General features: G+C 62.7%; 22 protein-coding genes and 1 tRNA gene. 12 read left to right on the forward strand and 11 right to left on the reverse strand.

Going from position 1 to position 23,091, the window contains the following annotated elements; genetic code table 11:
- Window positions 1–8: 8 nt before the first annotated feature.
- The 3 genes from B3H86_RS13085 (at window position 9) to B3H86_RS13095 (ending at window position 4,395) form a co-directional block, all read left to right on the forward strand.
- Window positions 9–1,217 (forward strand): MFS transporter, encoded by a 1,209-nt coding sequence (locus tag B3H86_RS13085; protein ID WP_292054616.1) that lies wholly within the window; start codon window positions 9–11, stop codon window positions 1,215–1,217.
- Window positions 1,218–1,447: 230 nt separating this feature from the next.
- Window positions 1,448–3,295, forward strand: a complete 1,848-nt coding sequence (locus tag B3H86_RS13090) for a phosphoenolpyruvate carboxykinase (GTP) (RefSeq protein WP_292054619.1) — start codon at window positions 1,448–1,450, stop codon at window positions 3,293–3,295.
- Between the two features lie 74 nt (window positions 3,296–3,369).
- Entirely contained in the window at window positions 3,370–4,395 is a 1,026-nt protein-coding gene (locus B3H86_RS13095; protein WP_292054621.1) for an NAD(P)/FAD-dependent oxidoreductase, read from the forward strand.
- Here B3H86_RS13095 and B3H86_RS13100 read toward each other — a convergent pair.
- Window positions 4,379–5,122, reverse strand: coding sequence for an energy transducer TonB (locus B3H86_RS13100; RefSeq protein ID WP_292054623.1), 744 nt, complete (start codon window positions 5,120–5,122; stop codon window positions 4,379–4,381). The two genes, B3H86_RS13095 and B3H86_RS13100, sit on opposite strands and share 17 nt — an antisense overlap.
- Before the next feature lie 168 nt (window positions 5,123–5,290).
- On the opposite strand from B3H86_RS13100, the gene B3H86_RS13105 reads away from it, so the two are divergent.
- Together B3H86_RS13105 and B3H86_RS13110 are read left to right on the forward strand one after the other, a co-directional pair.
- Window positions 5,291–6,079, forward strand: a complete 789-nt coding sequence (locus tag B3H86_RS13105; protein ID WP_292054625.1) for a transglycosylase SLT domain-containing protein — start codon at window positions 5,291–5,293, stop codon at window positions 6,077–6,079.
- A gap of 119 nt (window positions 6,080–6,198) precedes the next feature.
- Window positions 6,199–7,344 (forward strand): DUF2336 domain-containing protein, encoded by a 1,146-nt coding sequence (locus B3H86_RS13110; protein WP_292054627.1) that lies wholly within the window; start codon window positions 6,199–6,201, stop codon window positions 7,342–7,344.
- A 4-nt stretch (window positions 7,345–7,348) separates the two neighbouring features.
- Here B3H86_RS13110 and B3H86_RS13115 read toward each other — a convergent pair whose 3' ends face one another.
- The 3 genes from B3H86_RS13115 to B3H86_RS13125 all read right to left on the reverse strand — a co-directional run bounded on the left by B3H86_RS13115 (window position 7,349) and on the right by B3H86_RS13125 (window position 9,691).
- Window positions 7,349–7,825, reverse strand: coding sequence for an Hpt domain-containing protein (locus tag B3H86_RS13115; RefSeq protein ID WP_292054632.1), 477 nt, complete (start codon window positions 7,823–7,825; stop codon window positions 7,349–7,351).
- 66 nt (window positions 7,826–7,891) lie between these two features.
- Window positions 7,892–8,671, reverse strand: coding sequence for an NAD kinase (locus B3H86_RS13120; protein WP_409450236.1), 780 nt, complete (start codon window positions 8,669–8,671; stop codon window positions 7,892–7,894).
- Window positions 8,672–8,719: 48 nt separating this feature from the next.
- Window positions 8,720–9,691 carry a DUF2336 domain-containing protein gene (locus tag B3H86_RS13125; protein WP_292054635.1) on the reverse strand — a complete coding sequence of 324 codons (972 nt, stop codon included), beginning with the start codon at window positions 9,689–9,691 and terminating at the stop codon, window positions 8,720–8,722.
- A gap of 247 nt (window positions 9,692–9,938) precedes the next feature.
- Between B3H86_RS13125 and B3H86_RS13130 the strand changes: the two genes are divergently transcribed.
- The 4 genes from B3H86_RS13130 to B3H86_RS13145 all read left to right on the forward strand — a co-directional run bounded on the left by B3H86_RS13130 (window position 9,939) and on the right by B3H86_RS13145 (window position 15,930).
- Complete coding sequence (locus B3H86_RS13130; RefSeq protein WP_292054636.1) at window positions 9,939–10,703, forward strand: class II aldolase/adducin family protein; 765 nt, start codon at window positions 9,939–9,941, stop codon at window positions 10,701–10,703.
- Window positions 10,704–10,720: 17 nt separating this feature from the next.
- Entirely contained in the window at window positions 10,721–11,491 is a 771-nt protein-coding gene (locus B3H86_RS13135) for a hypothetical protein (RefSeq protein ID WP_292054638.1), read from the forward strand.
- 99 nt (window positions 11,492–11,590) lie between these two features.
- Entirely contained in the window at window positions 11,591–12,748 is a 1,158-nt protein-coding gene (locus B3H86_RS13140) for an efflux RND transporter periplasmic adaptor subunit (RefSeq protein WP_292054662.1), read from the forward strand.
- Entirely contained in the window at window positions 12,748–15,930 is a 3,183-nt protein-coding gene (locus tag B3H86_RS13145) for an efflux RND transporter permease subunit (RefSeq protein WP_292054664.1), read from the forward strand. The genes B3H86_RS13140 and B3H86_RS13145 overlap by 1 nt, the downstream gene beginning before the upstream one ends.
- A 58-nt stretch (window positions 15,931–15,988) precedes the next feature.
- On the opposite strand, the gene B3H86_RS13150 is transcribed toward B3H86_RS13145, so the two are convergent.
- A complete protein-coding gene (locus B3H86_RS13150; RefSeq protein WP_292054640.1) occupies window positions 15,989–16,516 on the reverse strand; it encodes a c-type cytochrome in 528 nt (175 codons plus the stop codon).
- Between the two features lie 199 nt (window positions 16,517–16,715).
- Here B3H86_RS13150 and B3H86_RS13155 point away from each other — a divergent pair, with 199 nt between their 5' ends.
- The gene (locus tag B3H86_RS13155; protein ID WP_292054643.1) at window positions 16,716–16,982 is read left to right on the forward strand and encodes a FeoA family protein; all 267 of its coding nucleotides are present in this window, start codon (window positions 16,716–16,718) and stop codon (window positions 16,980–16,982) included.
- Between the two features lie 2 nt (window positions 16,983–16,984).
- Complete coding sequence (feoB, locus tag B3H86_RS13160; RefSeq protein ID WP_292054646.1) at window positions 16,985–18,856, forward strand: ferrous iron transporter B; 1,872 nt, start codon at window positions 16,985–16,987, stop codon at window positions 18,854–18,856.
- Between the two features lie 52 nt (window positions 18,857–18,908).
- Here feoB and B3H86_RS13165 read toward each other — a convergent pair whose 3' ends face one another.
- Window positions 18,909–19,535, reverse strand: coding sequence for a TetR/AcrR family transcriptional regulator (locus B3H86_RS13165; RefSeq protein ID WP_292054648.1), 627 nt, complete (start codon window positions 19,533–19,535; stop codon window positions 18,909–18,911).
- A gap of 188 nt (window positions 19,536–19,723) precedes the next feature.
- Here B3H86_RS13165 and B3H86_RS13170 point away from each other — a divergent pair, with 188 nt between their 5' ends.
- Window positions 19,724–20,932, forward strand: coding sequence for an NAD(P)/FAD-dependent oxidoreductase (locus B3H86_RS13170; RefSeq protein WP_292054651.1), 1,209 nt, complete (start codon window positions 19,724–19,726; stop codon window positions 20,930–20,932).
- A 133-nt stretch (window positions 20,933–21,065) separates the two neighbouring features.
- On the opposite strand, the gene B3H86_RS13175 is transcribed toward B3H86_RS13170, so the two are convergent.
- The 5 genes from B3H86_RS13175 to B3H86_RS13195 all read right to left on the reverse strand — a co-directional run.
- Window positions 21,066–21,608 carry a hypothetical protein gene (locus B3H86_RS13175; protein WP_292054652.1) on the reverse strand — a complete coding sequence of 181 codons (543 nt, stop codon included), beginning with the start codon at window positions 21,606–21,608 and terminating at the stop codon, window positions 21,066–21,068.
- 120 nt (window positions 21,609–21,728) lie between these two features.
- On the reverse strand, window positions 21,729–22,049 hold the full coding sequence (locus B3H86_RS13180) for a 2Fe-2S iron-sulfur cluster-binding protein (protein ID WP_292054653.1): 321 nt from the start codon (window positions 22,047–22,049) through the stop codon (window positions 21,729–21,731).
- 51 nt (window positions 22,050–22,100) lie between these two features.
- Window positions 22,101–22,175, reverse strand: a tRNA-Thr gene (locus B3H86_RS13185).
- A 55-nt stretch (window positions 22,176–22,230) separates the two neighbouring features.
- Window positions 22,231–22,668, reverse strand: a complete 438-nt coding sequence (locus tag B3H86_RS13190) for an HIT family protein (RefSeq protein ID WP_292054656.1) — start codon at window positions 22,666–22,668, stop codon at window positions 22,231–22,233.
- A 124-nt stretch (window positions 22,669–22,792) separates the two neighbouring features.
- On the reverse strand, window positions 22,793–23,091 hold a 299-nt coding region (locus B3H86_RS13195), incomplete at its 5' end, for an SPOR domain-containing protein (RefSeq protein ID WP_292054658.1).

Below are 23,091 nucleotides of genomic sequence, written 5' to 3' on the forward strand. Positions count from 1 at the left end.
AGCGCACGATGCCGCCCACACAGATGCGCCAGATAAAGTGGTCGCTGTTTGTCTTGTTTTTTATGCCGGGGGTGGCCTTGGCGTCGTGGATTTCACGCACGCCCACCATTCGCGACATGCTGTCGGTCAATGTGGCCGAGATGGGCATGGTGCTGTTCGGCCTGTCTGTTGGGGCCATGACCGGCGTATTGGGCGCTGGACCGGTCATCAGTCATTTTGGTGCACGAAGGGTCACGGCTGTCGGCATGTCATCGGCGGTCCTGTCGCTTCTGGTGCTGAGCCTCGGCACGTCTATCGGCGACAAATATGTGGCTATGGCGGGCCTGTTCCTGTTCGGGCTGGGCATCGGCCTGTGCGAGATCGCCATCAATCTGGAAGGCACAGCGGTGGAGCGTGCCACGGGCACGCACGTGCTGCACACTTTGCACGGTTGTTTCAGTCTGGGGACGCTGGGCGGGGCGCTTGTCGGACTGGCGCTGACACGCCTTGGCGTGCCGCTTGAACTGCATCTGTCGGTTATCGCGGCGCTGTTCGCGGCGGTGGTGCTGGTCTTTGTACGCAAACTGCCGCCCGCTACGGGGCAACGCAGAGGTGTGGTGACGTCGGATGGCATGGTGCGCGGCTCCATGCTGTCGGTGGTCAACGGACGCTTGCTGTTGATCGGCCTGATCGTTCTGGCGGTGGCGCTGGCCGAAGGCTCGGCCACGGACTGGCTGCCGATACTGATGGTGGACGAGTACGGCGTGTCGAAAACGGCGGCCTCTCTGGTCTATGTGATGTTTGCCGCTTCGGTAACGACGGGGCGACTGGCGGGCACGCCGGTGCTGAACCGTCTGGGGCCGGTCAGGGTCATCGGCTTTGGCGCGGTGCTGGCGGCAATCGGCATGGTTGCGGTCATCTTCGGTAGCCAGTCATGGATGGCGATTGCCGGCGTCGTGGCATGGGGGCTGGGTGTGTCCATGAGTTTCCCGCTGGCGATTTCTTCGGCGGGGCAGGGTGCGGGCGATCCGGAACAGCGAGTGAAGCTGGTTTCCGTTATGGGCTATTGCGCCTTTCTGGCGGGGCCGCCCCTGCTGGGCCTTGCAGGCGAACACTGGGGCCTGCGGATGGCGCTGCTGGTGGTACTGGGTTTTGTGATGGTCGCAACGGTGATCTCGCGCGCTGCAGGAGTGCCAAATCCCTCTGCGGTCCAGACCGGCCATTGTGCCAAGCGGTAACTGTCACGCTTGTCCACATGGGCCGATTATCCCCACCGTGCAGCTAAACGCCTCGTGAAAAACGGGAAAATGTAAGCCTGTACAGCCTTTGATAAATGGTGCGCTGCGGAAAGACATTACGGAGGTTGACCTAGCGTTTATGAAAATGCCATTCCGCCCGTAACCAAGCGTGATCCAGCACGCGATCCACGGCCGAGTACGGGCCGGGGAGAGGATCCAGGAGAGCAGACGTGAGCCAATCAATTCCCGGCCTTCATCCGGCCCCGACGCAACATCAGGGCCTTGTGGCCTGGGTGGAGCAGATCGCCAATCTGACGAAGCCGGACCGCGTTCACTGGTGCGATGGTTCGGAAGCCGAGAAGCAGCAGATCATTGCCGACCTGATCGACAAGGGTACGCTGAAGGCGCTGGACCAGACCAAGCGTCCGGGCTGCTACTATGCCGCCTCCGATCCCAAGGACGTCGCCCGCGTCGAGAGCCGCACCTTCATCTGCTCGGAAGATGAAGCCGATGCCGGCCCGACCAACAACTGGGCCGACCCCATCGAAATGCGCGACCGCATGGAAAAGCTGTTCGACGGCTGCATGAAGGGCCGCACCATGTATGTGGTGCCGTTCTGCATGGGCCCGCTGGGCTCCCACATCTCGGCGCTGGGCGTTGAGATCACCGACAGCGGCTATGTGGCCCTATCGATGGGCGTCATGACCCGTATGGGCAAGGGCGCTTTGGACCAACTGGGCACCGACGGCGTGTTCGTTCCGGCGGTCCATACGCTGGGCGTGCCGCTGGCCGAAGGTCAGGCCGACGTCGCTTGGCCGTGCAACGAAGACAAGTGGATCGTCCACTATCCGGAAACGCGCGAAATCTGGTCCTACGGCTCGGGTTACGGCGGCAACGCCCTGCTGGGCAAGAAATGCTACGCCCTGCGTATCGCCTCGGTCATGGCGCGCGACGAGGGATGGCTGGCCGAGCACATGCTCATCCTCAAGCTGACCTCGCCGGAAGGCGTGGTGAAATACGTCGCCGCCGCCTTCCCGTCGGCCTGCGGCAAGACCAACCTCGCCATGCTGCAACCGGCGCTGGACGGCTGGAAGGCCGAGACGGTCGGTGACGACATCGCTTGGATGCGTTTCGGTCAGGACGGTCGCCTGTATGCCGTGAACCCGGAAGCGGGCTTCTTTGGCGTGGCACCGGGTACCAGCCGCAACACCAACAAGAACGCGCTCGACACCCTGGTGAAGGACACCATCTTCACCAACGTGGCGCTGACCGCCGACAACGACGTGTGGTGGGAAGGTCTGACCAAGGAAGTGCCGCAAGGCATGACCAACTGGAAGGGCCAGCCGCACGACCCGGCCTCGGGCGAGCCTGCGGCCCACCCGAACGCCCGCTTTGCCGTCTGGGCCGGACAGTGCCCGTCCATCGCGCCGGAATGGGAAGACCCCGCCGGCGTGCCGATCGACGCCATCCTGTTCGGTGGCCGTCGGGCCTCGGCTGTGCCGCTGGTGACCGAAGCGTTCGATTGGGAACACGGCGTCTTCCTCGGCTCGACCGTGGCTTCGGAAGGCACCGCCGCCGCCGAGAACAAGGTCGGCGAGCTGCGCCGCGACCCGTTCGCCATGCTGCCATTCTGCGGCTACAACATGGGTGACTATTTCGGTCACTGGCTGAAGGTCGGGGCTTCGGCATCGGACGCTTCCAAGCTGCCGCGCTTCTTCTTCGTCAACTGGTTCCGCAAGGACGAGAACGGCAAGTTCGTGTGGCCGGGTTTTGGCGACAACGCCCGCGTGCTGAAGTGGATCGTCGAGCGTCTGGAAGGCAAGGGCGCGGCGGTCGCGACACCGGTCGGCAATGTGCCCGCCCGTGACGGTCTGGACCTGTCGGGTCTGGAGCTGTCGGAAGCCCAGCTTTCGACCCTGCTGGACGTCGATGCCGATGTCTGGACCGAGGAAGCCAGCCTGATCCCGTCCTTCTACGAGAAGTTCGGTGATCGCCTGCCGAAGGCTCTGTGGGATCAGCACGCCGCCCTGACCAAGCGTCTGGAAGAGGCCCGTGCCGCGCGTATGGCGGCAGAATAAGTCCGACCAAAAAACGGCTTGAAATCGGGGCGCGGGAGGTCGAAGGACAGCCCGTGCCCCTTATCAATTCTCCCATGACCCGTTTCGACTTCATCATCCTCGGTGCCGGTGCCTTCGGTCTGGCCACAGCGGCGGAACTGCGCCTGAGCGGACATCGCGTGGCGGTGGTCGCGCCCAGGGGCGGTGCGGCCTCGGCGGTGGCGGCGGGGATGATCGCGCCCGCGTTCGAGACGGCCATCGACGGACTGTCGGTCGAGCAGGCCAATATCCTGAAGGCGGGCCGCATCCTGTGGGCGGACTTTGCCACGCGCACGGGTGTTCATCTCCAGCACATGCCCGCCGAATGGCGCGGCGAGGGGGCGGACCGTCTGGCCATCGCGCTGGAACGCAACGAGTTCGAGTACAACTACATGCCCGACCACCAGTGGATCGTCACCGAAGAGGACGCCAAGCTGGATCCGGAGGCAGCGCTGGAGGTGCTGTCCGAGGGGGTGGAGCGTGTCGACGCGCTGGCCCGTTCGGTGGCGTTCGAGGATGGTGTCTGGACCGTCGATTACGGCACGGGCGCGGCCTCGGCTCCGCAGATGGTGATCGCCAGCGGCGCGGCAGCCGCCATCGAGGGCATGCCCGAAACGGTGAAGGACCTGATCGGCAAGATCGTGCCCATCCGTGGCCAGATTGGTATCACGCACGAGCGTTTCTCCGACCATGTCATCCGTGGACCGGGGGCCTATATCGCGCCCGTCAACGCTGGCCCTTATGAGGGCGGCTCGGTGGTCGGGGCCACGATGGAAGAGGGTGTGCGCGAACTCGCCACCGATGCGGCTCTCTGCGAGCGCATGATGAACGCGGCGTGGGCGCTGCTGGGACACGAGCCGGTCGAGATCGAGATGAAATGGCGCGCGGGTATCCGTGGCGCATCGCCCGATGGCATGCCGATGGCAGGTCCAGTGGGCGATGGGCTGCATGTGGCGCTGGCCCCGCGCCGCAACGGCTGGCTGTTGGCCCCGCTGGTGGCCGGACAGGTGGTGGCGGGTATCGAGGGACTGACCCTGCCAGAGCCAGCCCTCGATCCTCTGCGGTTTAATCCGTCACATTGAAGCGGATAGCGACGGACACGCGGGCACCGTCAACAGGGGCGCCGTCAACCGTGCGCGGGCTCATTTTGAACTGACGCGACAGGCTGATGGCCGCGCGGCCAAAGCCCATGCGCGCTGGCGTTTCATTTCTGATCTGGCAATCGGTCAGCGTTCCGTCCACCCGCACCGAACAGTTCAGATCAGCACTGCCTGACTGGCCCCTCTCCAAAGCGATGGCGGGGTAGGCGCGCATCAGTTGTTCGGATGTCGGGCGTTTGATCCAGTCGGGATTGGTGATGACCGAAGGCTTGCTTGGCGGGGCTGCAGGCGCGGCGACTTCCCCCGGTGTGGAGGTCGTGGCCGGTTCGGTAACCGTGAACACCGGACCCGTATCGACGGTCGTGACCGGCGACGGCACGGCAACCAGAGGCGGCACTACGGACTCGATGACATTGTCCGGCCAGTGCAGCGGAGGGGCCGCCGCGGGGCGCGGCGTTTCCGGTTTTGTTTCCGGTATGATGATCGGACGATCCAGAATGACCGTTGTAGGCGGCACCTCGGTCACATCGGATGCCGTCATCGCGAGTTCGAACTTCTGGTGATACAGGAACAGGCCGACGCCAACGTGAGCCGCCAGTGCTACAGACAGCACGGCAATCCACGTCTTGCGCGAAGACAGTTGAGTCGGTCTCGGCTCCAGCAGGGCCGACAGGTCGGCTCCGCCAGCGGCACGTGTCATCATCATCATGATCTGCGCCTCCAATCGCAGGCCCCCCCGGGCCCTATGGCAAAGGTGCTTCCTGAATTACGTCGTTTTGTGGACAAGTGGCCGACCTTGGTCGGGAAGATACCGATTCGTTAATGGTCACGGTCCTGTGTTAGGGTTCTGTTAACCTTGGTTAGCGACCGTTACTTCATGAGCGTCACCGCGATTCCTTCTTCATCTCGCGTAGAGGCGGCCATTCGCCGGGCCTCTGCCACGACAGGAGTCGATTTCGATTTCCTGATGAAGACGGCGCGTCGTGAAAGCGGATTCAACCCGGACGCCAAGGCTCCGACTTCATCGGCGTCGGGCCTGTTCCAGTTCATCGAGCAGACGTGGCTGGCAACCGTCAAACAGCATGGTGCCAAGCATGGCTATGGCCAGTATGCAGACCTGATTTATCAGGGGAACGACGGCCGCTGGAAGGTGAGGGGATCGGCCCGCAATGTGGTGCTGGACCTGCGGTTCGATCCTCAGGCGGCCTCGGTCATGGCGGCGGAGCTGACGGCATCCAACGCCGCCTATCTCAGGGGGCGCACAGGGATGACGCCCAATGGGGGCGATCTGTACGCCGCGCATTTTCTGGGCCCTGCCGGCGCGGCCAAATTGATGGAGGCGATGCGTTCGTCCCCCAACAGCAGTGCCGCGTCGCTGTTTCCCGAAGCCGCGGCGGCGAACCGATCCATCTTTTACAGGCAGGGCAGGGCCGCGACCGTGGCCGAGGTCTATGCCAATCTCCAGAGCACGGCGGGCGGCTCTGTATCCATTTCCCCGGACCCGTCCAAGGCTGCGGCCATGCCGTCAATGGATGCCAAGGACATGGCCCTGGCCGCACGTATGGACCGTTTGAAACAGGATCAGGGACTGCTGTCGCTGTTGCTGAGCCAGGACGGCGGCTCCCACTTTGGCGGGGCGTTCAGCGATAGCGCCAAGGCCCCGTAATGTCCCGATTTGATACAGATGAAACTAAGGTTTTTATCTGTATCAAATCGTAACGACCGCTTAACATGGTTATCGGTAAGGTAGGGTTTGATCCCATCCTTCCGTGTGAGAGCGGTATCATGACCCATGAAGCCTTGGCTTTAAGCGACAGTGATCTGACGCTCCTGATACGTTCGGACGTCGAAGAAGAGCGCGCCACCGCAACCCACAAACTCTGCCGCAGCATGCTGCGCCTTGATTTGAGCCCCGAGGAGCGCGCGGCGGCACAAAAGATTATCGCCTTCCTTTCGCGCGATGTCGCCGAACTGGTGCGGCGGGCCTTGGCGATTACGCTTCGATCATCGGACCTGATGCCACATGATGTGGCTCTGCGAATGGCCGAGGATGTCGAGACCATTGCCATTCCGCTCATCAGCAACTCGCCGGTTTTTTCGGATGATGACCTGATCGCCATTGTACGGGCCGGTCGTAGCCATGCCCAGGTTGCCGTGGCTTCACGTCCCGCGCTCAGCCGCGATGTGGCCGAAGTCGTTGCTGGCGAGGCTGTCGTCGAGGCTGTTCGTGCACTTGCGGCCAATGACAATGCCGATTTTTCGGAATGGGCGATGGGTCTGGCGGTTGACCGTTTCTCCCATGACGAGGGCTTCGTAACCTATCTGGCGCACCGTCATATCCTGCCGCCGTCCATCGTGGACCGTCTGGTGGTTGTGGCCAGCGAGAGGGTGAAGCATCACCTCATCGAACGCCATCAGGTGCCATTGTCCACGGCGGTGCGTCTTTCAGACTTTGCACGCGAGCGCGCGACGCTGGATCTGATCGACGAGGCGTTTCGCAGCAAGAACCTGCCCGAGTTCGTGCAGGGGCTTTATGCCCGCAAGGCTCTGACGCCTTCGCTGCTGCTCAGGGCGGTGGCCCGTGGGCAAATGGCCTTGTTCGAGCATGGACTGTCGGCGCTGGCCCATGTGCCGCACCATCGCGCGTGGCTGATGATCCATGATGCGGGGCCGTTGGGGCTGCGTGCCATCTATGATCGGGCAGGGATGCCGCCCAGACTGTTTGCCGCCTTCCGCTCGGCCGTGGACACATGGCGCGAGATACAGGCCGAAGGGGCCAATCTGGAGGCCGAGGCGTTCCGGCAGCGGATGCTGGAACGCTTCATGACCCAGCTACACACCCTCGGACGGGCCGATCTGGACTATCTGATGGAGCGCCTGGATATGGTGCCCTCAGCGGACACTGTGGCACTCAGGAGCCGCGTCGCCTGAAACATTACAGGCCGAGGGCACGAACCTCGGCCTCGAGGGCATTGGCCAGCTCGGTCCCGACCGGATGGTCCTCGGCCTGGATCCTGTCACGGACAACGGCGCGGATGGCGTTGATATGGGCTTCGACCAAGGGCCACGGGGCCACCATCCGGCGTGACGGATCGTCCATCAGGCGGCACAGGCTGCCCGCGATGCGGGTGACAAGCGGATATTGATAGGTTGTGCCCAGGCCTTTCAGGTCATGGGCGCGCAGGTACAGGTACTCTGCTGTCTTTTCGGTGTAGCCATCGGCGCGGATATCGGCCTCGGCCGTGTCCAGCTTGACGATCTCGTCCTGCAGCCACTGGTCGAACTGGCTGGAGAGGGCCTTCAGAGCCTCTTCGGCGCGCGCAACAGCCGCAGCATCAATGCCACCAAAACCCCCGCCAAGCTTGCTTCGCAGAGCGTTAGGGCGTCGGATCAATTCGGGCGGTTGGGCCACGGGCGCAATCCTTACAGTTTCCACCTGACAATCAATGGCCCAGCGGGCTTAAGAATTTCTGTAAGCTTAGCCAGCGAACTGTTCGGCCAGCACGCGCTCCTCATAGGTGCGGCCCGCATCGAACATCATGACGAGGCTGATATCGCGACGCTCGCGTACCTCGACGGTGCGGACATTGCGCACTTCGAAATTGTCGGCTGTTGCCGAAACCGGGCGCTTGTCGGCCTCCAGCACATCGAAGCGGACACGGGCGGTATGCGACAGCAGCGCCCCGCGCCAGCGGCGCGGACGGAAGGCACTGATCGGGGTCAGGGCCAGACTGGGCGCATCCAGCGGAATGATCGGGCCGTGCGCCGACAGATTGTAGGCCGTGGATCCGGCGGGGGTGGCGACCAGACACCCGTCACAGGTCAGTTCCTCCAGACGCACCCGGTCATTCACAGTGACGCGGATTTTGGCTGTCTGGCGGGTTTGTCGCAGTAGGGAGACTTCGTTGATGGCCAATCCGCTGTGGACCTCGCCGGTCTGTACCCAGGCATCCATCTGCAGGGGGTGGATGACGGTGCGATCCGCATCGGCGACCCGCGCGGGCAGGTCTTCCTCAGCGAAGTCGTTCATCAGAAAGCCGACCGAGCCCCAGTTCATGCCGTAAACCGGCTTGTGCGAATGCAGATTGGTGTGCAGGGTTTCCAGCATGAAGCCGTCACCGCCCAGCGCCACGATAACGTCAGCCTGCTCCAGAGGGACCGCGCCATAGCGTGCCTCGAGGCGTTTGCATGCCTCGCGGGCTTCGGGGCGATCGCTGGCGACGAAATGCAGGGTCGGGAGAGGAGCGTTCTGAGTCACCCCTACAGGCAAGCCGAGCTTGGGCTGGCTGTCAAATAGTACTGACATCTAGTGGATGATCGGAAAAGTGCCGAGACTGTCCACCAAGGCGCGCAGTTCCAGCTTGGCCTGATAGCGGTCGCGTTCGCCAAGCCGCAGCTCGGTTTCGATCAGGGGCGGCGGTACGTTCATTCCTGAACGGCGAAGACCGTCCAGAACGTCGGGGAAGGCTGCGCGATCGATACCGGCGGCAAGACAGACCAGATAGAATTGGCGTGCTGACGGGCGCGAAATCATGATGCGCACCTCGTCCACGCGGATCTCGGACAGCAAGGCCAGTCCGTTCAGGAACAGACCATGTCGGCCTTCGCGCAGGAAGCGCAGCAGGCTGGCAGGTGTCAGACGGCCACTGTCGTGAAGCTTCAGGGCGATACGGGCGTCATTCAGGGTCTGTACCGTATCGCTGATGGCCTGTTTCAGCTGTTCGGCATGATGGGGGAAGCGGGCGCACAGGGTCTGCTGCATCACGTCGCCAACCCAGACGTAAAGACGCTCGGCCAGTTCCTCGGTCAGGGCCGGGTGGTCGATCAAGGGCTGTCTGAGACTGACCACATGTTCGGAGGCCGACACCAGCCGTGACATGCCGTCCGGAGGCAGGACAGCGCAGGTGTTTGCCGCCAGGGCCGCCAGCAAGAGAGGCTCCTCGGTGTTGAGTATGGCTTCGCTGACAACAGGACCGACGCCGGGGCGCAGGGCGACCTGCAGTCTGTGCTCGGTCGAACATTCGGCCAGCAGTTTCAGCAGGTCCTCGTCGGTCAACAGCGGGCTGGCCGAGATGACGGGGCGGGCGATCTCTATCTCGTCGCTGGCCAGCAGCTGCACCAGTCGGTGGGGCAGCCAGTCGGAGGCCCCAAGGCGCTCGGAAAGGCCGCGCCGGACTTGCTGTTCGACCGTGCGCACAAGCTCGACGAAGATGGCCTCGAGCCTGTCGAGAGCAGGACCTTCGATGTCCGGTCGGGAATAGAGGTCGGCAACGGTCATCACCAACCGCGTCTGGTCTGGCGCGGGCTGTAACCTTATCGCCACAACCAATTGGTCCAGCGAGCGGGGATCAACCGGTTTTGATGATGGCGGTGTCGAGGACGGCAAACGCGCGAAACTCCGAGGTTCAGGGAATGACGCTACGATTCGGGCGGTGAAAGCATGGTTAACTGTAAAGCTTTCCGAGGCTTGACGCCATGAAGAACACAGAACACTGTTCACCTATATTTCAATAGGAGGTCCGGTTATGGCCGACGGTGCGATTTCGACCATCCGAAGCACGGTTTCAGAAGGGGAATGGCGCGCGCGGGTGGAACTGGCTGCGCTGTACCGGCTGGTCGCGTTGAACGGGTGGGACGACATGATCTTCACCCATATATCCGCCCGCGTGCCGGGCCCGGAAACCCACTTTCTCATCAATCCCTACGGGTATTATTTCGAGGAAATGACCGCGTCCTGCCTGGTGAAGGTCGATCTGGACGGCAACGTCGTCCAGGAAACGGACAGCTTCATCAATCCGGCAGGATTCACCATCCATTCCGCCGTCCACGCCGCGCGCCCGGATGCCCACTTCGTCATCCATCTGCATACCGTGGCCGGTGTGGGCGTGGCGGGCCAGAAACATGGTCTTCTGCCGCTCAGCCAGAACGCCTGCCTGCTCCAGAACGATGTAGCCTATCATGGCTATGAGGGGCTTGCGCTCAATCATGACGAGCGTGAGCGTCTGGTCGCCGATATGGGCGACAAGAACATGATGCTGCTGAGAAACCACGGAACGCTGACGGTCGGAGAGACGGCCGCGGCGGCATGGGTCCGCATCTTCTTCCTGGAACGGGCCTGCGCCCAGCAGATCGCGGCGCTTTCGGCAGGTGTCGAAAACGTCTTGCATGCGCCGGACGCGGCCCAGGAGGAGACGCGCTATCAGGGACAGGGCATCGGCATGGTGTCCAGCCTGGCCTGGCCGGGGGCACTGCGCATGCTGGACCGACGGTCGCCGGGTTACGATGCCTGATGAAACACCGCAGGGGGGTGTGGTGTTCTGCACTGCTGGGGGCGGTGCTGGCATTCGGTGCGGATCCAGTTCGGGCGGGCGCGTGGAACCAGTCCAAGGGGCAGGGGCAGCTGATCGTCAAATACGAGCCGGTCTGGTCGATCCATCGTTTTGATGCCGACGGCGACCGTTTCATGCAGGAGCATGAGCGCGTGGATCATGTCGTATCGCTGTGGGCTGAGTATGGCCTGAGCGAGCGGGTGACGTTGCTGCTCAAAACGGATTGGCAGGATGCGGACGACGGCGTGCGCTCGTACCGCGGTATCGGTCCGACAGAAATCGGTGCCCGCTGGCAGTTTCTGTCCGTCGGCCAGACTGTCGCCTCGGTCCAGTCAACCTATGTCTCGGACAGCCAAGGGCGAAATGCCGCATGGGGATCGCCGGGCGAGGGTGCGCAGGAATTGGATATCAGGCTACTGGCGGGCCACACGTTCACCAAGGGCAGGCGAGCCAAGTTTGTCGAGGTCCAATTGGCCCGCCGATGGCGCGAAAGCCTGTCTGACGACACGCGTGTCGAGGCCACTGCCGGGGTTCATTTATCTAACGATTATACGCTCTTATCCCAGATATATGCCGGTCAGGGTGATGAGGAGGCCGGTGATAAAGGTGCGCGCTGGCTGACGGCGGAAATCGGGGCCGTGCGCCACTGGGACGCATGGTCGGCCCAACTCGGCTGGAGGGCCACCGTAGCCGGCCGCAAGGTCAATGCCGGTGATGGTCCCATTGTGGCTTTGTGGAGACGTTTTTAATCGACGGAAAAGCGTATTCCCCGCGTTAATTGAGATTCAATTGCGTCTGTCGCCACAGGCGCTATGCGAAACCGCAGTTCGTCGGGGAGAGTCTTGAGCGTGTTTAAGCGCCATTTTTTCATTATTGTGGCCGGTGCTGTCGTGGCACTGATGCTTGTTGCAGCTCTTTTGAAGATCACGCTTGGCGGCAATGACGCCCAGGGCGGCCCCGGTGGTCCCGGCGGGCGTGGCGGTCGCGGTGGTGGTCAGGAAGTGGCCGTAACCTCGCCGATTTCGCGCGAGTTCGCCGACCAGCTCAAGGTGCTGGGCGTGGCCCGCAGCCTGCGCTCGGTCAACATCACTTCCTCCACGTCCGAACTGGTCACCCGCGTGCTGTTCACCGACGGCCAGCAGGTCGCCGCCGGTACGGCGCTGGTCGAACTGCAAGCCCGTGAGGAGGATGCGGCTATCATCAGCGCCCGTGCCGAGCTGACGCAGGCGCAGCGTGAATACGACCGCTATCAAATCCTCAGCGAGCGTGGCGTGGCCCCGCGCGTTCTGGCCGAACAGGCCGAAACCCGCCTGCAAACGGCCCGTGCTGCGGTTTCCGCCGCGGAGGCCCGTCGTGGCGACCGTGTGCTTCGTGCGCCGTTCTCGGGCGTGCTGGGGCTCAGCACCGTTACCGCCGGAACCCTGATCAGTCCCGGGACCGTAATCACCACCCTGGATGACCTCAGCAGCGTGCGTGTCGATTTTGCGGTGCCTGAGCGTTATCTCGGCAATCTGCGGTCCGGTACGCCGCTGACCGCCACCTCGGATGCCTATCCGGGCGAGACTTTTTCGGGGCGTATTGCCCTGATGGATGTGCGTGTGAACGAACAGACCCGCGCTGTGACGGCACGGGCCGAGTTCCCCAATCCCGGTGGTCGTATCCGTCCGGGTATGATGATGCGTGTGGCCGTTGAACGCGGCCAGCGTCAGGCGCTGGCCGTGCCGGAAGCGGCGGTCCAGTACGAAGGGGCGGGGGCCTTTGTCTATCGTCTGGCCGGTGCGGATAACGGCACCATCGCCCAGCGCGTCGAGGTTGAAACGGGAACGGTCGAAAACGGTTTTGTCGAGATCGTTTCGGGACTTGGCGGGAACGACCGTATCGTCTCATCGGGTCTGAACCGCATCCAACCGGGCGCTCCGGTTCGTGAGGCCGGTACCGGTGGAAACGGACGCGGTCGCGCTGCGCCCGCAGCGGGCGCGGCCCCGGCCAAGGCTGCTGCACGATGATGCTGTCGGATGTTTCGGTCCGCCGCCCCGTATTTGCGGCGGTTGCGGCCATTGTGCTGTGTGTGATCGGCGTGGCGGCCTTCTTCATGCTGCCGGTCCGCGAGCTTCCTGACGTCGATCCGCCGGTGGTGTCGGTCAGCACCAGCTATGCCGGTGCCTCTGCCGAGGTTATCGAAAGCCGGATCACCGAACCGATCGAACAGCAGATTGCCGGTATCCAGGGTGTGGAACGCATCACCTCGACCAGCCGTGACGGCCGTTCGAACGTGAACATCGAGTTCTCTCTCGACCGCAATATCGACGATGCCGCCAACGATGTGCGTGACCGCGTCTCGCGGGTGATGGGGCGTCTGCCGGATCAGGCCGACCCGCCCACGGTGTCGAAGGCCGACTCCGACTCGTCGCCGATCATGATCCTGTTCCTGCGTTCGACCACGCTGAACCGTCTTGAACTGACGGACTATGCCGACCGCTATCTGGTGGACCGTTTTGCGACGGTGCCGGGCGTGGCGCAGGTGAATATTTTCGGCGACCAGACCTATGCCATGCGTATCTGGCTGGACCCGCAGGCCCTCGCAGCGCGCGGGCTGACGGTGACCGATGTCGAGCAATCGCTGTCGAGCCAGAACGTAGAGCTGCCCGCCGGTTCGCTGGAAGCCAGCCAGAAGGACTATACCGTCCGCGTGGCGCGTAACTATTCGCGCCCCGAGGACTTTGCCAACCTGCCGATTGGCACCCGTGGGTCGGCCTCGACCGCGGCTGGCGAACTGGTGGGACAGGCCACCTATGTGACGCGCCTGGGCGATATCGCCCGCGTGGAAGAAGGTCCTGTCGAGCACCGCCGTCTGTTCCGCGGCAACAGCGTGGACCAGATCGGTCTTGCCATCACCCGTCAGGCCCAGTCGAACGACCTTGAGATCAGCGCCGGTGTCCGCGAACTTATGAACGAGGTTCAGGACAGCCTGCCGGCGGGTACGACGCTGGAAGTCGGCTCTGACAACTCGGTCTTTACGTCCCACGCGATTGACGAGGTGTGGATCACCATCGGCATCGCTATGGCGCTGGTGGCGCTGGTCAACTTCGTCTTTCTGGGCAGTCTGCGCGCGGCCATCGTGCCGTCGGTGGTGGCCCCGATCTGTCTGCTGGCGACGTTCATCGTTCTGGCTCCGCTGGGCTTCTCGCTGAACCTGCTGACCCTGCTGGCACTGGTGCTGGCGATCGGTCTGGTGGTGGATGACGCCATTGTGGTGGTCGAGAATATCCAGCGCCGTCTGGATCAGGGCGAGCCGCCGCTGGTCGCCGCCGAGCGCGGGGCCCGTCAGGTGTTCTTCGCCGTTGTGGCAACCACAATCGTGCTGCTGTCGGTGTTCGCACCGCTGATGTTCCTGCCGGGCTATGTGGGCCGTTTGTTCGTGGAGCTGGCGGCGGCGATTGCTGCGGCCGTCTTCTTCTCGGCCTTCCTCGCGCTCAGCCTGTCGCCGATGATGTCGTCGAAGATCCTGCGCCCGACCACCACGACCGGCTGGCTGGGCCGCAAGGTCGATTATGCGATGGACAGGCTGAAAAACTCCTACGTCAACTCGCTGAACATGCTGATGGGACGGCGTCTGGCGATTGGCGGGGTTGTGGCGGCGGTTGTCTTGATCGGTGCCGGTGGTGTGGGCATGGCCCTGCTGCTGCCCAGCGAACTGGTGCCCGATGAAGACCGTGGCCGCGTAATGGTGCGTGTCTCGGGTCCGGAAGGGGCGGGCTATGACTACATCCGCGAAATCCTGCTGGGCATGGAGCCGATCTTCGAGGATTACCGCGAGAGCGGAGAGGTCAATAACTACCTGATCACCTCGCCGGGCTTTGGCGGCGGCTCGTTCAACTCGGGCAATGTGATCCTCAATCTGGCCGACTGGTCCGAACGCGACCGTGCGGCCTCCGAAATCGCGCAGGAACTGAACGGTCGTCTGCGCGGCCAGACCGGCGCACAGGTCAATGCTTCCACGCCCGGTGCCTTCCAGCGCGGCGGTGGCGGCGGCGGCAGCAACTCTGTCGAGATGATCGTGACCGGTACGGATTATGCCCAGATCTACAACTGGCTGCAGCCGGTTCTGGCCGCGGCACAGGCCAATCCCAGGCTGTCGCGTCCGCGCTTGAACTATGAGCCGAACGCGCCGCGCCTGCTGGTGGATGTCGATCCGCAAAAGGCCGCCGCGCTTGGCGTATCCAGCCAGCAGATCGGCCGCACCCTGGAAACCATGTTCGGTTCGCGTCGTGCCACCACCTATATCAAGGGTGGTCAGGAATATGACGTCATCCTGCAAACCGACCGCGACAACCGCCGCAATATTTCGGATCTGGAGGGGCTCTATGTCTCGACGGGTTCGGGCCAGCTGGTGCCCCTGTCGTCGGTGGTGACGACGCAGACCTCGGGCGATACGCCTGACCGTCGCCGACTTGACCGTCAGCGCGCCATCACCCTTGCGGCAGACCTGACGCCCGGCATGACCATTGCAGACGCCGTTCAGTTCCTGACCGACGAGGCGGCCAAACAACCCCAGGGCGTGGTGAACATCCGCTGGGGCGGCACGGCACGCGATCAGGCCGAGGCGGGCGGCGCTGTGATGTGGGCCTTCATTCTGGCGCTGATGCTGGTGTTCCTGGTGCTGGCCGCCCAGTTCGAAAGCTGGATTACACCTGCGGTCATCATGCTTACGGTGCCGCTGGCGGCGGCGGGCGGGCTGTTCGGTTTGCTGATGACCGGTTCCAGCCTGAATATCTACAGCCAGATCGGTCTGATCATTCTGGTCGGTATCGCGGCCAAGAACGGCATTCTGATCGTGGAGTTCGCCAACCAGCTGCGTGACCAGGGCCGCAGTGTCCGCGAAGCGATCGTAGAGGCTTCGTCTCTGCGCCTGCGCCCGATCATCATGACTTCGCTGGCCTCGGCCTTCGGGGCCTTGCCGCTGATGCTGTGGCAGGGTGCCGGTGCGGGCAGCCGTCAGACGATCGGTTCGGTGATCTTCTGCGGGGCCTTGTTCGCCACGCTGCTGACCCTGTTCGTTGTGCCGGTCATCTATGGCGTTCTGGCCCGCTTCACGCGGTCGCCGGAATATACCAGTCGACTGATCGAGAAGTGGGAAGCCGAAGAAAAGGCCGCAGGCCGCGAACCGGACATGACGCCGGGCCACTGACAGAAAAGGGCGCTCCTGTTCGGAGCGCCCTTTTTTAGTTCCGGCACTGATCGATGGTTCAGTTCACTGCCGGTGTTTGCGTTGCCGGAGCCCCGTAACCGGTTTCCACCTTCAGAAAGGCGATGACATCGCGTCGGTCCTGCTCGGCGGCAATGCCGACAAAGCTCATCTTGTTGCCGGGCAGGAAGTCACGCGGGCGTTCCAGCCAGTGATCCAGTTTCTCGGCATCCCAGACAAAGTCTGCGGTCTTCAGGGCCTCCGAGTAGCGGTATTTTTCATGTGTGCCGACCGTGCTGCCAAACAGGCCGTACAGGTTCGGGCCGGTCATGTTCGGACCGCCATCGGTGATGGTGTGACACGACCGGCAGCGGGCAAATACACGACGGCCGTTGTCGAGATCACCCGCATTGTAGGGCGCGGGAAGGCTGGCCAGCAGCGCCAGCTTTTCCGCCTCGCCCAGTTCCGGCTTGGCGGGCTTGGCCGGTGCATCATTGGCCGAGGGCTCGGAGCCACAGGCCGACAGGCCAAGAACCAAGGCACCGGCCAGCGGTGCGATCAGGTAAACGGATTTCGATTTCGGCGACATGCAGACCTCTATGACTCTGCGTCCACTCTAGTGGAAAGCCGCAGTTCGCCAAACGGGACAGAATGCCCACGCTTTCGGGGATAAATCGGCGGGTTCCACGAATGTTACAGCGCGTGTTACTGGACGTCGGGCTAACGTAGGTGATAATCACTATCAAAACCGCCCGAGTAAGCGCCAGGCGCTGCCAGAACAGAGAAAAATGTCCAAAACCATCAGGTTGAGTGAGGCGCGGCGAGGGGACCGCGGCGTCATCGTGCAAGTGGGCGACCACAGCCAGCATCAGGAACACGAGGCTGAACTCGAGCGCCGTCTGCTGGAACTGGGACTGGTCGAGGGGGCGTCTGTCGAGCTGTTGCATGAAGGCCTGTTCGGCCGCGATCCCATTGCCATCAAGGTGGACGACATGCGCGTGGCGCTGCGTCGTCACGAGGCGGTGAATCTGACAATCGAGATCGAGGCCGCCTGAGTATGCCGGATCAATCCAAAGCGGTTCGGTTTGCCCTGATCGGCAATCCGAACAGCGGCAAGACTGCGCTGTTCAACGCCCTGACGGGATCGCACCAAAAGGTCGCCAACTATGCGGGCGTCACGGTCGAACGCAAGGAAGGCCGCGTCCAGGCGGCGGACGGTCGCGTTCTGACGGTCACGGACCTGCCGGGCACCTATTCGCTGCGTGCCCGCTCGCTGGACGAAGAGGTCACGCGCGACATCGTGCTGGGCGTGAGGGCCGATACCCCGCCGCAGGACGTTATGGTGCTGGTGGCCGATTCCACCAATCTGCGACTGGTGCTGCGTCTGGCGCAGGAACTGAAGCAGGTTGGCCGCCCGATGGTGGTGGCCCTCAACATGTATGACATCGCCCAGCGCCAGGGCATCCAGATCGATCTGGACGGACTGTCGCGGGAACTGGGTGCGCCCGTAGTGACCACGGTCGCCACCCGCAAGCGCGGCCTGCCCGAACTGATCGAGGCTATCGAAGCCCAGGCCAAGCTGGCGGCCGACGACAGCCAAAGCCAGTGGCATGCGCCCTCGGCCGCAGAAATCCGAAACGCCCACCGTGAGGCGGAGCGGATGATGAAGGCCTATGTGAAGCCTCCCAAGCGTCCGGATACACTGACCGGCAAGCTGGATGGCCTACTACTGCATCCTGTGGCGGGTCTGGCCATTCTGCTGGGCATTCTGTTCGTCATGTTTCAGGCCGTGTTTACGTGGGCGACGCCCGCGATGGACGGTATCGAGGCGGGCTTTGGCCTGTTGGGCGAATGGATCGGTGCCACAGTGGGTAACGATCTTCTGCGCAGCCTTCTGGTTGACGGTCTGATCGGCGGTGTTGGCAGTGTGCTGGTGTTCCTGCCGCAGATCCTGCTGATCTTCCTGTTCATCATCATCTTGGAAGATCTGGGCTATATGGCCCGCGCGGCCTTCCTGATGGACAAGATCATGGGCGGGGCAGGGCTGCACGGCCGTGCTTTCATCCCGTTGCTGTCCAGCTTCGCCTGCGCCATTCCGGGCATCATGTCCACGCGGGTGATCAATTCGAAACGCGATCGTCTGACCACAATCCTGATCGCGCCGCTGATGACGTGTTCGGCGCGGATTCCGGTTTACACCCTCATCATTGCGGCCTTTATCCCTGACACCAAGGTCTGGGGCTGGGCCTCGTTGCAGGGCTTGGTGATGTTCGGCCTGTACGCTGCCGGTATCGTCAGCGCACTGCTGGTTTCGGTGGTGATCCGCCGCATCTTCTGGCGCGGTATGGTCGAGCCGTTCATGATGGAACTGCCGGCTTACAAGATCCCCGACATGAAGTCGGTGCTGATGAACCTGTGGTTGCGCGCGAAAATCTTCATCAACCGTGCGGGCAAGATCATCCTGCCGCTGATGGTGATCGTCTGGGCGCTGTCGACCTTCCCCTATCCGCCGGAAGGCGCGACCGGACCGGACATCGACTATTCGTTCGCGGGCATGATCGGCAAATTCCTCGAACCCATCTTTGCTCCGATCGGTTTCGGATGGCAGATGGTGGTGGCCCTGGTGCCGGGTATGGCCGCGCGCGAAGTGGCCGTGGGCGTGCTGGGCACCGTCTATTCGGTCGCCAATGCCGAGGACAATGTCGGTACGCTGGCTTCCATTCTGGCCAATGACTGGTCGCTGGCTACGGGTCTGGCCTTCCTGGCGTGGTACATCTTTGCCCCGCAATGCCTGCCGACCATCGGCGTGGTCCAGCGCGAGACGGGATCGAAAAAGTGGACGGCTATCTTTGTCGTCTATCTGTTCGCACTGGCCTATCTGGCGGCCTTTATCACCTACAATGTCGCCGTCGCCCTCGGCGCGGGCTGATTGGGCCAGGTCCGGTACAGAAAAAGCCCCCGAAGATTTTCGGGGGCTTTTTTTATCGGCCTGTCGTCAGCTTGATGACGATGTGGGTGGTGGTATCGATGATGGCCTCGGGCGTATCGGCACGGCGCATCAGGCCAAAGCCCGCCGCTACGGATTCCACGAGGTTTGCAGTCTCGTAGGAGGTCAGGCGCGGATTGAGGCCGACCGGATGAAGACCGTTGGAGCGGGCCTGGGCAATGCGCCGCTCCAGCGCGAGGTGCAGGCGACGCAGGCGTTTGATGCGGGTTTCGGCAAAGCCCGGCTCGCCCTTGTCGGCCAGCATGTGCTCGACCCGCAGGACCGGCCCGTGGTCATCCCAAAGGGCCAGGACCTCGCGCACATAGGCCCGAACGCATTCGAAAGCCCGATCACCCGACCAGTCGGCATGGATGTGTTTGGCCAGGCCCTGGAAATCCTCGGCGGCCTCTTCGCACAGCACCAGAACCGCCTCTTCGACCGTCTTGAAATAGGTGTAGTAGGTCGGAGCCGAGACTTCCGCCGCGGCGGCGACATCGGCAGGGCGGATTTCGCCCAGATGATGCTGGTTCAACAGCCGGCGCAGGGCATCAAGAATGGCGCGGCGCGTACGTGCGCCACGGTTGCCGATCTTGTGGCCAAGCTTGTTTTTATCGTCAGGCATATCTGTCTGAATGGGGGCGCGTTGAGCCGCGCGGCGAAGGTTGGCCTAGACTGTTAAAGGTCTTTCGACAAGGGCCGCGATCACCCTGCGACAAAGCGACTTTGTCGATGGTTTGGGAGCACGGACTTGACCCCGCAGGGGCGTATCCCCACACACGGATTGAAGCCGTTTCAGTTGCAGGATTCTCCATGTCGAAAGTCGTCATCATCGGTGCGGGCCACGCAGGCGGGTCTGTGGCGGGTTTCCTGAAGCAGTATGGCTTTGAGGGACAGATCGTGTTGGCCGGTGCGGAACGCGTGGCCCCGTATCAGCGCCCGCCGCTGTCCAAGGCCTGGCTCAAGGGCGAGGCCGATGAGGGTTCGCTGCAACTGCGTGCCGATGACTATTACGCCGAGAACGGCATCGACCTGCGCCTCGGTGTGACAGCGACAGCCATCGATAAAGCGGCCCGTACGGTCAGTTTCGATGACGGCACGGTCGAGAGTTATGACCATCTGGTCATCGCCACGGGATCGCGCGCCCGCAAACTGCCCATCGCGGGCGGTGAGGACGAGGGCTTGCTGGAACTGCGCACCACGGTGGATGCCGAGCGGCTCAAGGCCTCGCTGGGAGAGGGCAAGACGCTGGTGGTCGTGGGCGGCGGCTATGTCGGTTTGGAGGCTGCCGCCTCTGCCCGTGCTCTGGGGGGCTCGGCCATTGTGCTGGAGCGGATGGAGCGCGTGCTCCAGCGTGTGGCCTCTCCGACGCTGTCGGCCTTCTATATGCGCCGTCACACCGAGGAAGGCGTCGAAATCCGCACGGACGTGGATGTGACGGCCATCTCGGCCAGGAGCGTCACCCTGGCCGATGGAACGGTTGTACAGGCCGATGCGGTTCTGGTCGGTATCGGTGCCATCGCCAATGACGATCTGGCGCGCGATGCCGGATTGGAATGCAATGACGGTATTCTTGTCGATCTGGATGCCCGCACCAGTGAGGCCAACATCTATGCGGTGGGGGATGTGACCCGTCGCCCGATGCCGCACTATGACAATCTGATGTTCCGCCTCGAGAGCGTGCCCAATGCGCTGGAGCAGGCCAAACAGGCCGCCAGCGCGATCACTGGCCGCCCGCAACCCGTGCATGAGGTGCCGTGGTTCTGGTCGGACCAATATGATGCCAAGCTTCAGATCGCGGGGCTGCCGTTCGGTTCTGACGGGCAGGTGGTGCGGGGCGATCCCGACACCGGCAGTTTCGCGGTGTTCCACATGAAGGGCGACCGCATCGTCTGCGTCGAGGCCGTCAACGCGCCCCAATCCTTCATGTTCGGCAAACAGGCCATCGGCAAGGCCCTCAGCGTCAACACCGAAGTCCTCGCCGACGAGGCCGCGCCCATCAAGAGCGCGGCCGCCGCTTGAAATCACTCTAGTCGCAAAGCTCCTTAATGCGAGCTTCGATCTCGGCGGTGAGCTTATAGATATCACTAAGATCAGCGATGAGGTGCTTGGTTTCGGCCTTATCTACGAACGTGCCCACGTATTTCGTAGTGATTTAGTTGAAATGCAGGCGGGCGAGGGTCTTGCGGTTGTTGTCGTCGATAAGGACAGCGCAGTAGCTTTTTGCGTCGCGCATGACGACGCGCTTGGGATCGATAAACTTCGAGGCGATGGCCTGTACGATGCGGTACCCCGAGATTTCCTCCTCGGTGGTCACGATATCGTCTTCCGCCGTCAGAACCGGGGTAGTCTCGTCTACAGACTTTGAGGCATTGAGCGCTGTTGAGAGGCGCTCGTTGACGAGATCGCGTATCACCGAGCTGATCGTCCCCGTCAGCAGGTTGCGATATTGCTCAATAATGGCAGCGGTGAAGCGCCCTTCGTGAACCTGTGACGCAATGAGTTTGACGAACTCCTCGGAGGGTTCAGCGAACTCGTGTTCGAGGGCCTTGCGTACCTGGGATTGAAGTTTGAGTTGGCTCGCCTCATGGACGATCTGGTCGATGTCAAAGCCGTGCTTGGTGAACTTCTCAAGAATGCGAGCATCAGCCGATCTCAGATGATCGAGTACGAGCGTAAAGAAAGGCTTGGAGTCCATTTTATTCGGAGAGTCGATGTCCGAATAAAATTGATAGACCACACCATTCGTAAGGATCGCCAGTCGAGCGTCGGTGACGCTGAAATACCGGAATAGCTGACTGGCGTGGTTGATATTTAGTTAAGCTTGCTCCGGCACCGCCACCTTCATGCCGTCCATCTCGTCGGTCAGGATGATCTGGCAGGAGAGGCGGGAGGCGGCAGGATCGTATTCGTCGCGCCAGTCCAGCATGCCGCGCTCCATGTCCGAGGCGGGGCCTGTGACGGCCTGCCAGTCAGGATGGATGTGCACGTGGCAGGTGGCGCAGGACATGGCGCCACCGCATTCAGCCTCGATCCCCGGCACGCCGTCGCGCGTGGCATAGGCCATCAGGCTGGCGCCGCTGTCGGCGTCTACAACCTGTTCGCTACCGTCGGGCTGGATGAAGGTGATGAAGGGCATGTCGGGAGGGACGTGTCCGCAAGGCGGACCTATGATCATATTCTGGGAGAATGGTGCCGGCGGAGGGGATCGAACCCCCGACCTTCGGTTTACAAAACCGCTGCACTACCGCTGTGCTACGCCGGCGCGGCCCGCCTTATGCGGAGAGAATCTCTGCAAGGCAATAGGGCCAGTGTGAGTATCAGTCCAAGGCGGCGCGAATACGCTGTGCCGTGGCCTTGAGCTGTTCGGGATCGGCCATGCCGGATTGGCCGTGACCGGCCATGTTTCTGTTTTCCCAGCGCGGAATGATGTGGAAGTGCAGGTGGAAGACCGTCTGTCCTGCGGGGGCACCGTTAAACTGGGTGACAATCAGGCCGTCGGGAGACAGCGCCTTTTCGATGGCGCGGGCCGTGCGCTGGACAGCAGCTGTAATGTCGTTCAGCGCCGGGGCTTCGATCTCCAGGATATTGCGGGCCTGGGATGTCTTGGAGATGACGAGCGTGTGTCCCTCGCTCTGGGGAAAGGCATCCATGAATACGTAGACCTTGTCGTCTTCCCAGACCGGCACGCTGGGGATCTGGCCGCGCAGGATCCTGGCGAAGACGTTCTCGCTGTCATAGCTGCCGTGCAGGCTCATGGATTTCTCCCTGTGTTCCGAAACGTGTCATAGCAGCCAGACCACAGCCGTCGCCAGTGCGCTGCCGGTCAAGCCCGAGCCTGAGGTTGGATGGAGCGGGGCTGGTGGGTGAGCCGGGCGGGACTTAGCTCGGCTGAACCACCATGCAGGTCACACGCCGCGCCGCCAGAGCCTCGCACGCAGCCTTCGCCTTGTCTTCCGTCAGGCCGGTGAATCGGGAGCGATACCAGCCGTTCGCCGTTTGAATGTCCTGACGGGCATTGCCGATCTCGGAGCGGAAGCGGCGGTTGACGTCGTTCAGCCAGTTACGGGCGACGGCCTCTTCGCGGAAGGCACCGACCTGAACCGACCAGCGGCCCTGCGGCTCGGCGTTGCGGGTTGGGGTGCGCGCCGCGGTACGGGCAGCGGAGGGGGCCGGTGTGA

It is taken from the genome of Brevundimonas sp. UBA5866, from assembly GCF_002432125.1.
Taxonomy (GTDB): domain Bacteria; phylum Pseudomonadota; class Alphaproteobacteria; order Caulobacterales; family Caulobacteraceae; genus Brevundimonas.

Bases quoted from the DNA above. Each gene is read 5' to 3' on its own strand.
- B3H86_RS13110 (WP_292054627.1), top strand. From the start codon at position 6,199: ATGACCCATGAAGCCTTGGCTTTAAGCGACAGTGATCTGACGCTCCTG.
- B3H86_RS13145 (WP_292054664.1), top strand. From the start codon at position 12,748: ATGCTGTCGGATGTTTCGGTCCGCCGCCCCGTATTTGCGGCGGTTGCG.
- B3H86_RS13150 (WP_292054640.1), bottom strand. From the start codon at position 16,516: ATGTCGCCGAAATCGAAATCCGTTTACCTGATCGCACCGCTGGCCGGT.
- B3H86_RS13155 (WP_292054643.1), top strand. From the start codon at position 16,716: ATGTCCAAAACCATCAGGTTGAGTGAGGCGCGGCGAGGGGACCGCGGC.
- B3H86_RS13165 (WP_292054648.1), bottom strand. From the start codon at position 19,535: ATGCCTGACGATAAAAACAAGCTTGGCCACAAGATCGGCAACCGTGGC.
- B3H86_RS13085 (WP_292054616.1), top strand. From the start codon at position 9: ATGCCGCCCACACAGATGCGCCAGATAAAGTGGTCGCTGTTTGTCTTG.
- B3H86_RS13095 (WP_292054621.1), top strand. From the start codon at position 3,370: ATGACCCGTTTCGACTTCATCATCCTCGGTGCCGGTGCCTTCGGTCTG.
- B3H86_RS13175 (WP_292054652.1), bottom strand. From the start codon at position 21,608: ATGGACTCCAAGCCTTTCTTTACGCTCGTACTCGATCATCTGAGATCG.
- B3H86_RS13180 (WP_292054653.1), bottom strand. From the start codon at position 22,049: ATGCCCTTCATCACCTTCATCCAGCCCGACGGTAGCGAACAGGTTGTA.
- B3H86_RS13100 (WP_292054623.1), bottom strand. From the start codon at position 5,122: ATGATGATGATGACACGTGCCGCTGGCGGAGCCGACCTGTCGGCCCTG.
- B3H86_RS13105 (WP_292054625.1), top strand. From the start codon at position 5,291: ATGAGCGTCACCGCGATTCCTTCTTCATCTCGCGTAGAGGCGGCCATT.
- B3H86_RS13190 (WP_292054656.1), bottom strand. From the start codon at position 22,668: ATGAGCCTGCACGGCAGCTATGACAGCGAGAACGTCTTCGCCAGGATC.
- B3H86_RS13130 (WP_292054636.1), top strand. From the start codon at position 9,939: ATGGCCGACGGTGCGATTTCGACCATCCGAAGCACGGTTTCAGAAGGG.
- feoB (WP_292054646.1), top strand. From the start codon at position 16,985: ATGCCGGATCAATCCAAAGCGGTTCGGTTTGCCCTGATCGGCAATCCG.
- B3H86_RS13170 (WP_292054651.1), top strand. From the start codon at position 19,724: ATGTCGAAAGTCGTCATCATCGGTGCGGGCCACGCAGGCGGGTCTGTG.
- B3H86_RS13125 (WP_292054635.1), bottom strand. From the start codon at position 9,691: ATGACCGTTGCCGACCTCTATTCCCGACCGGACATCGAAGGTCCTGCT.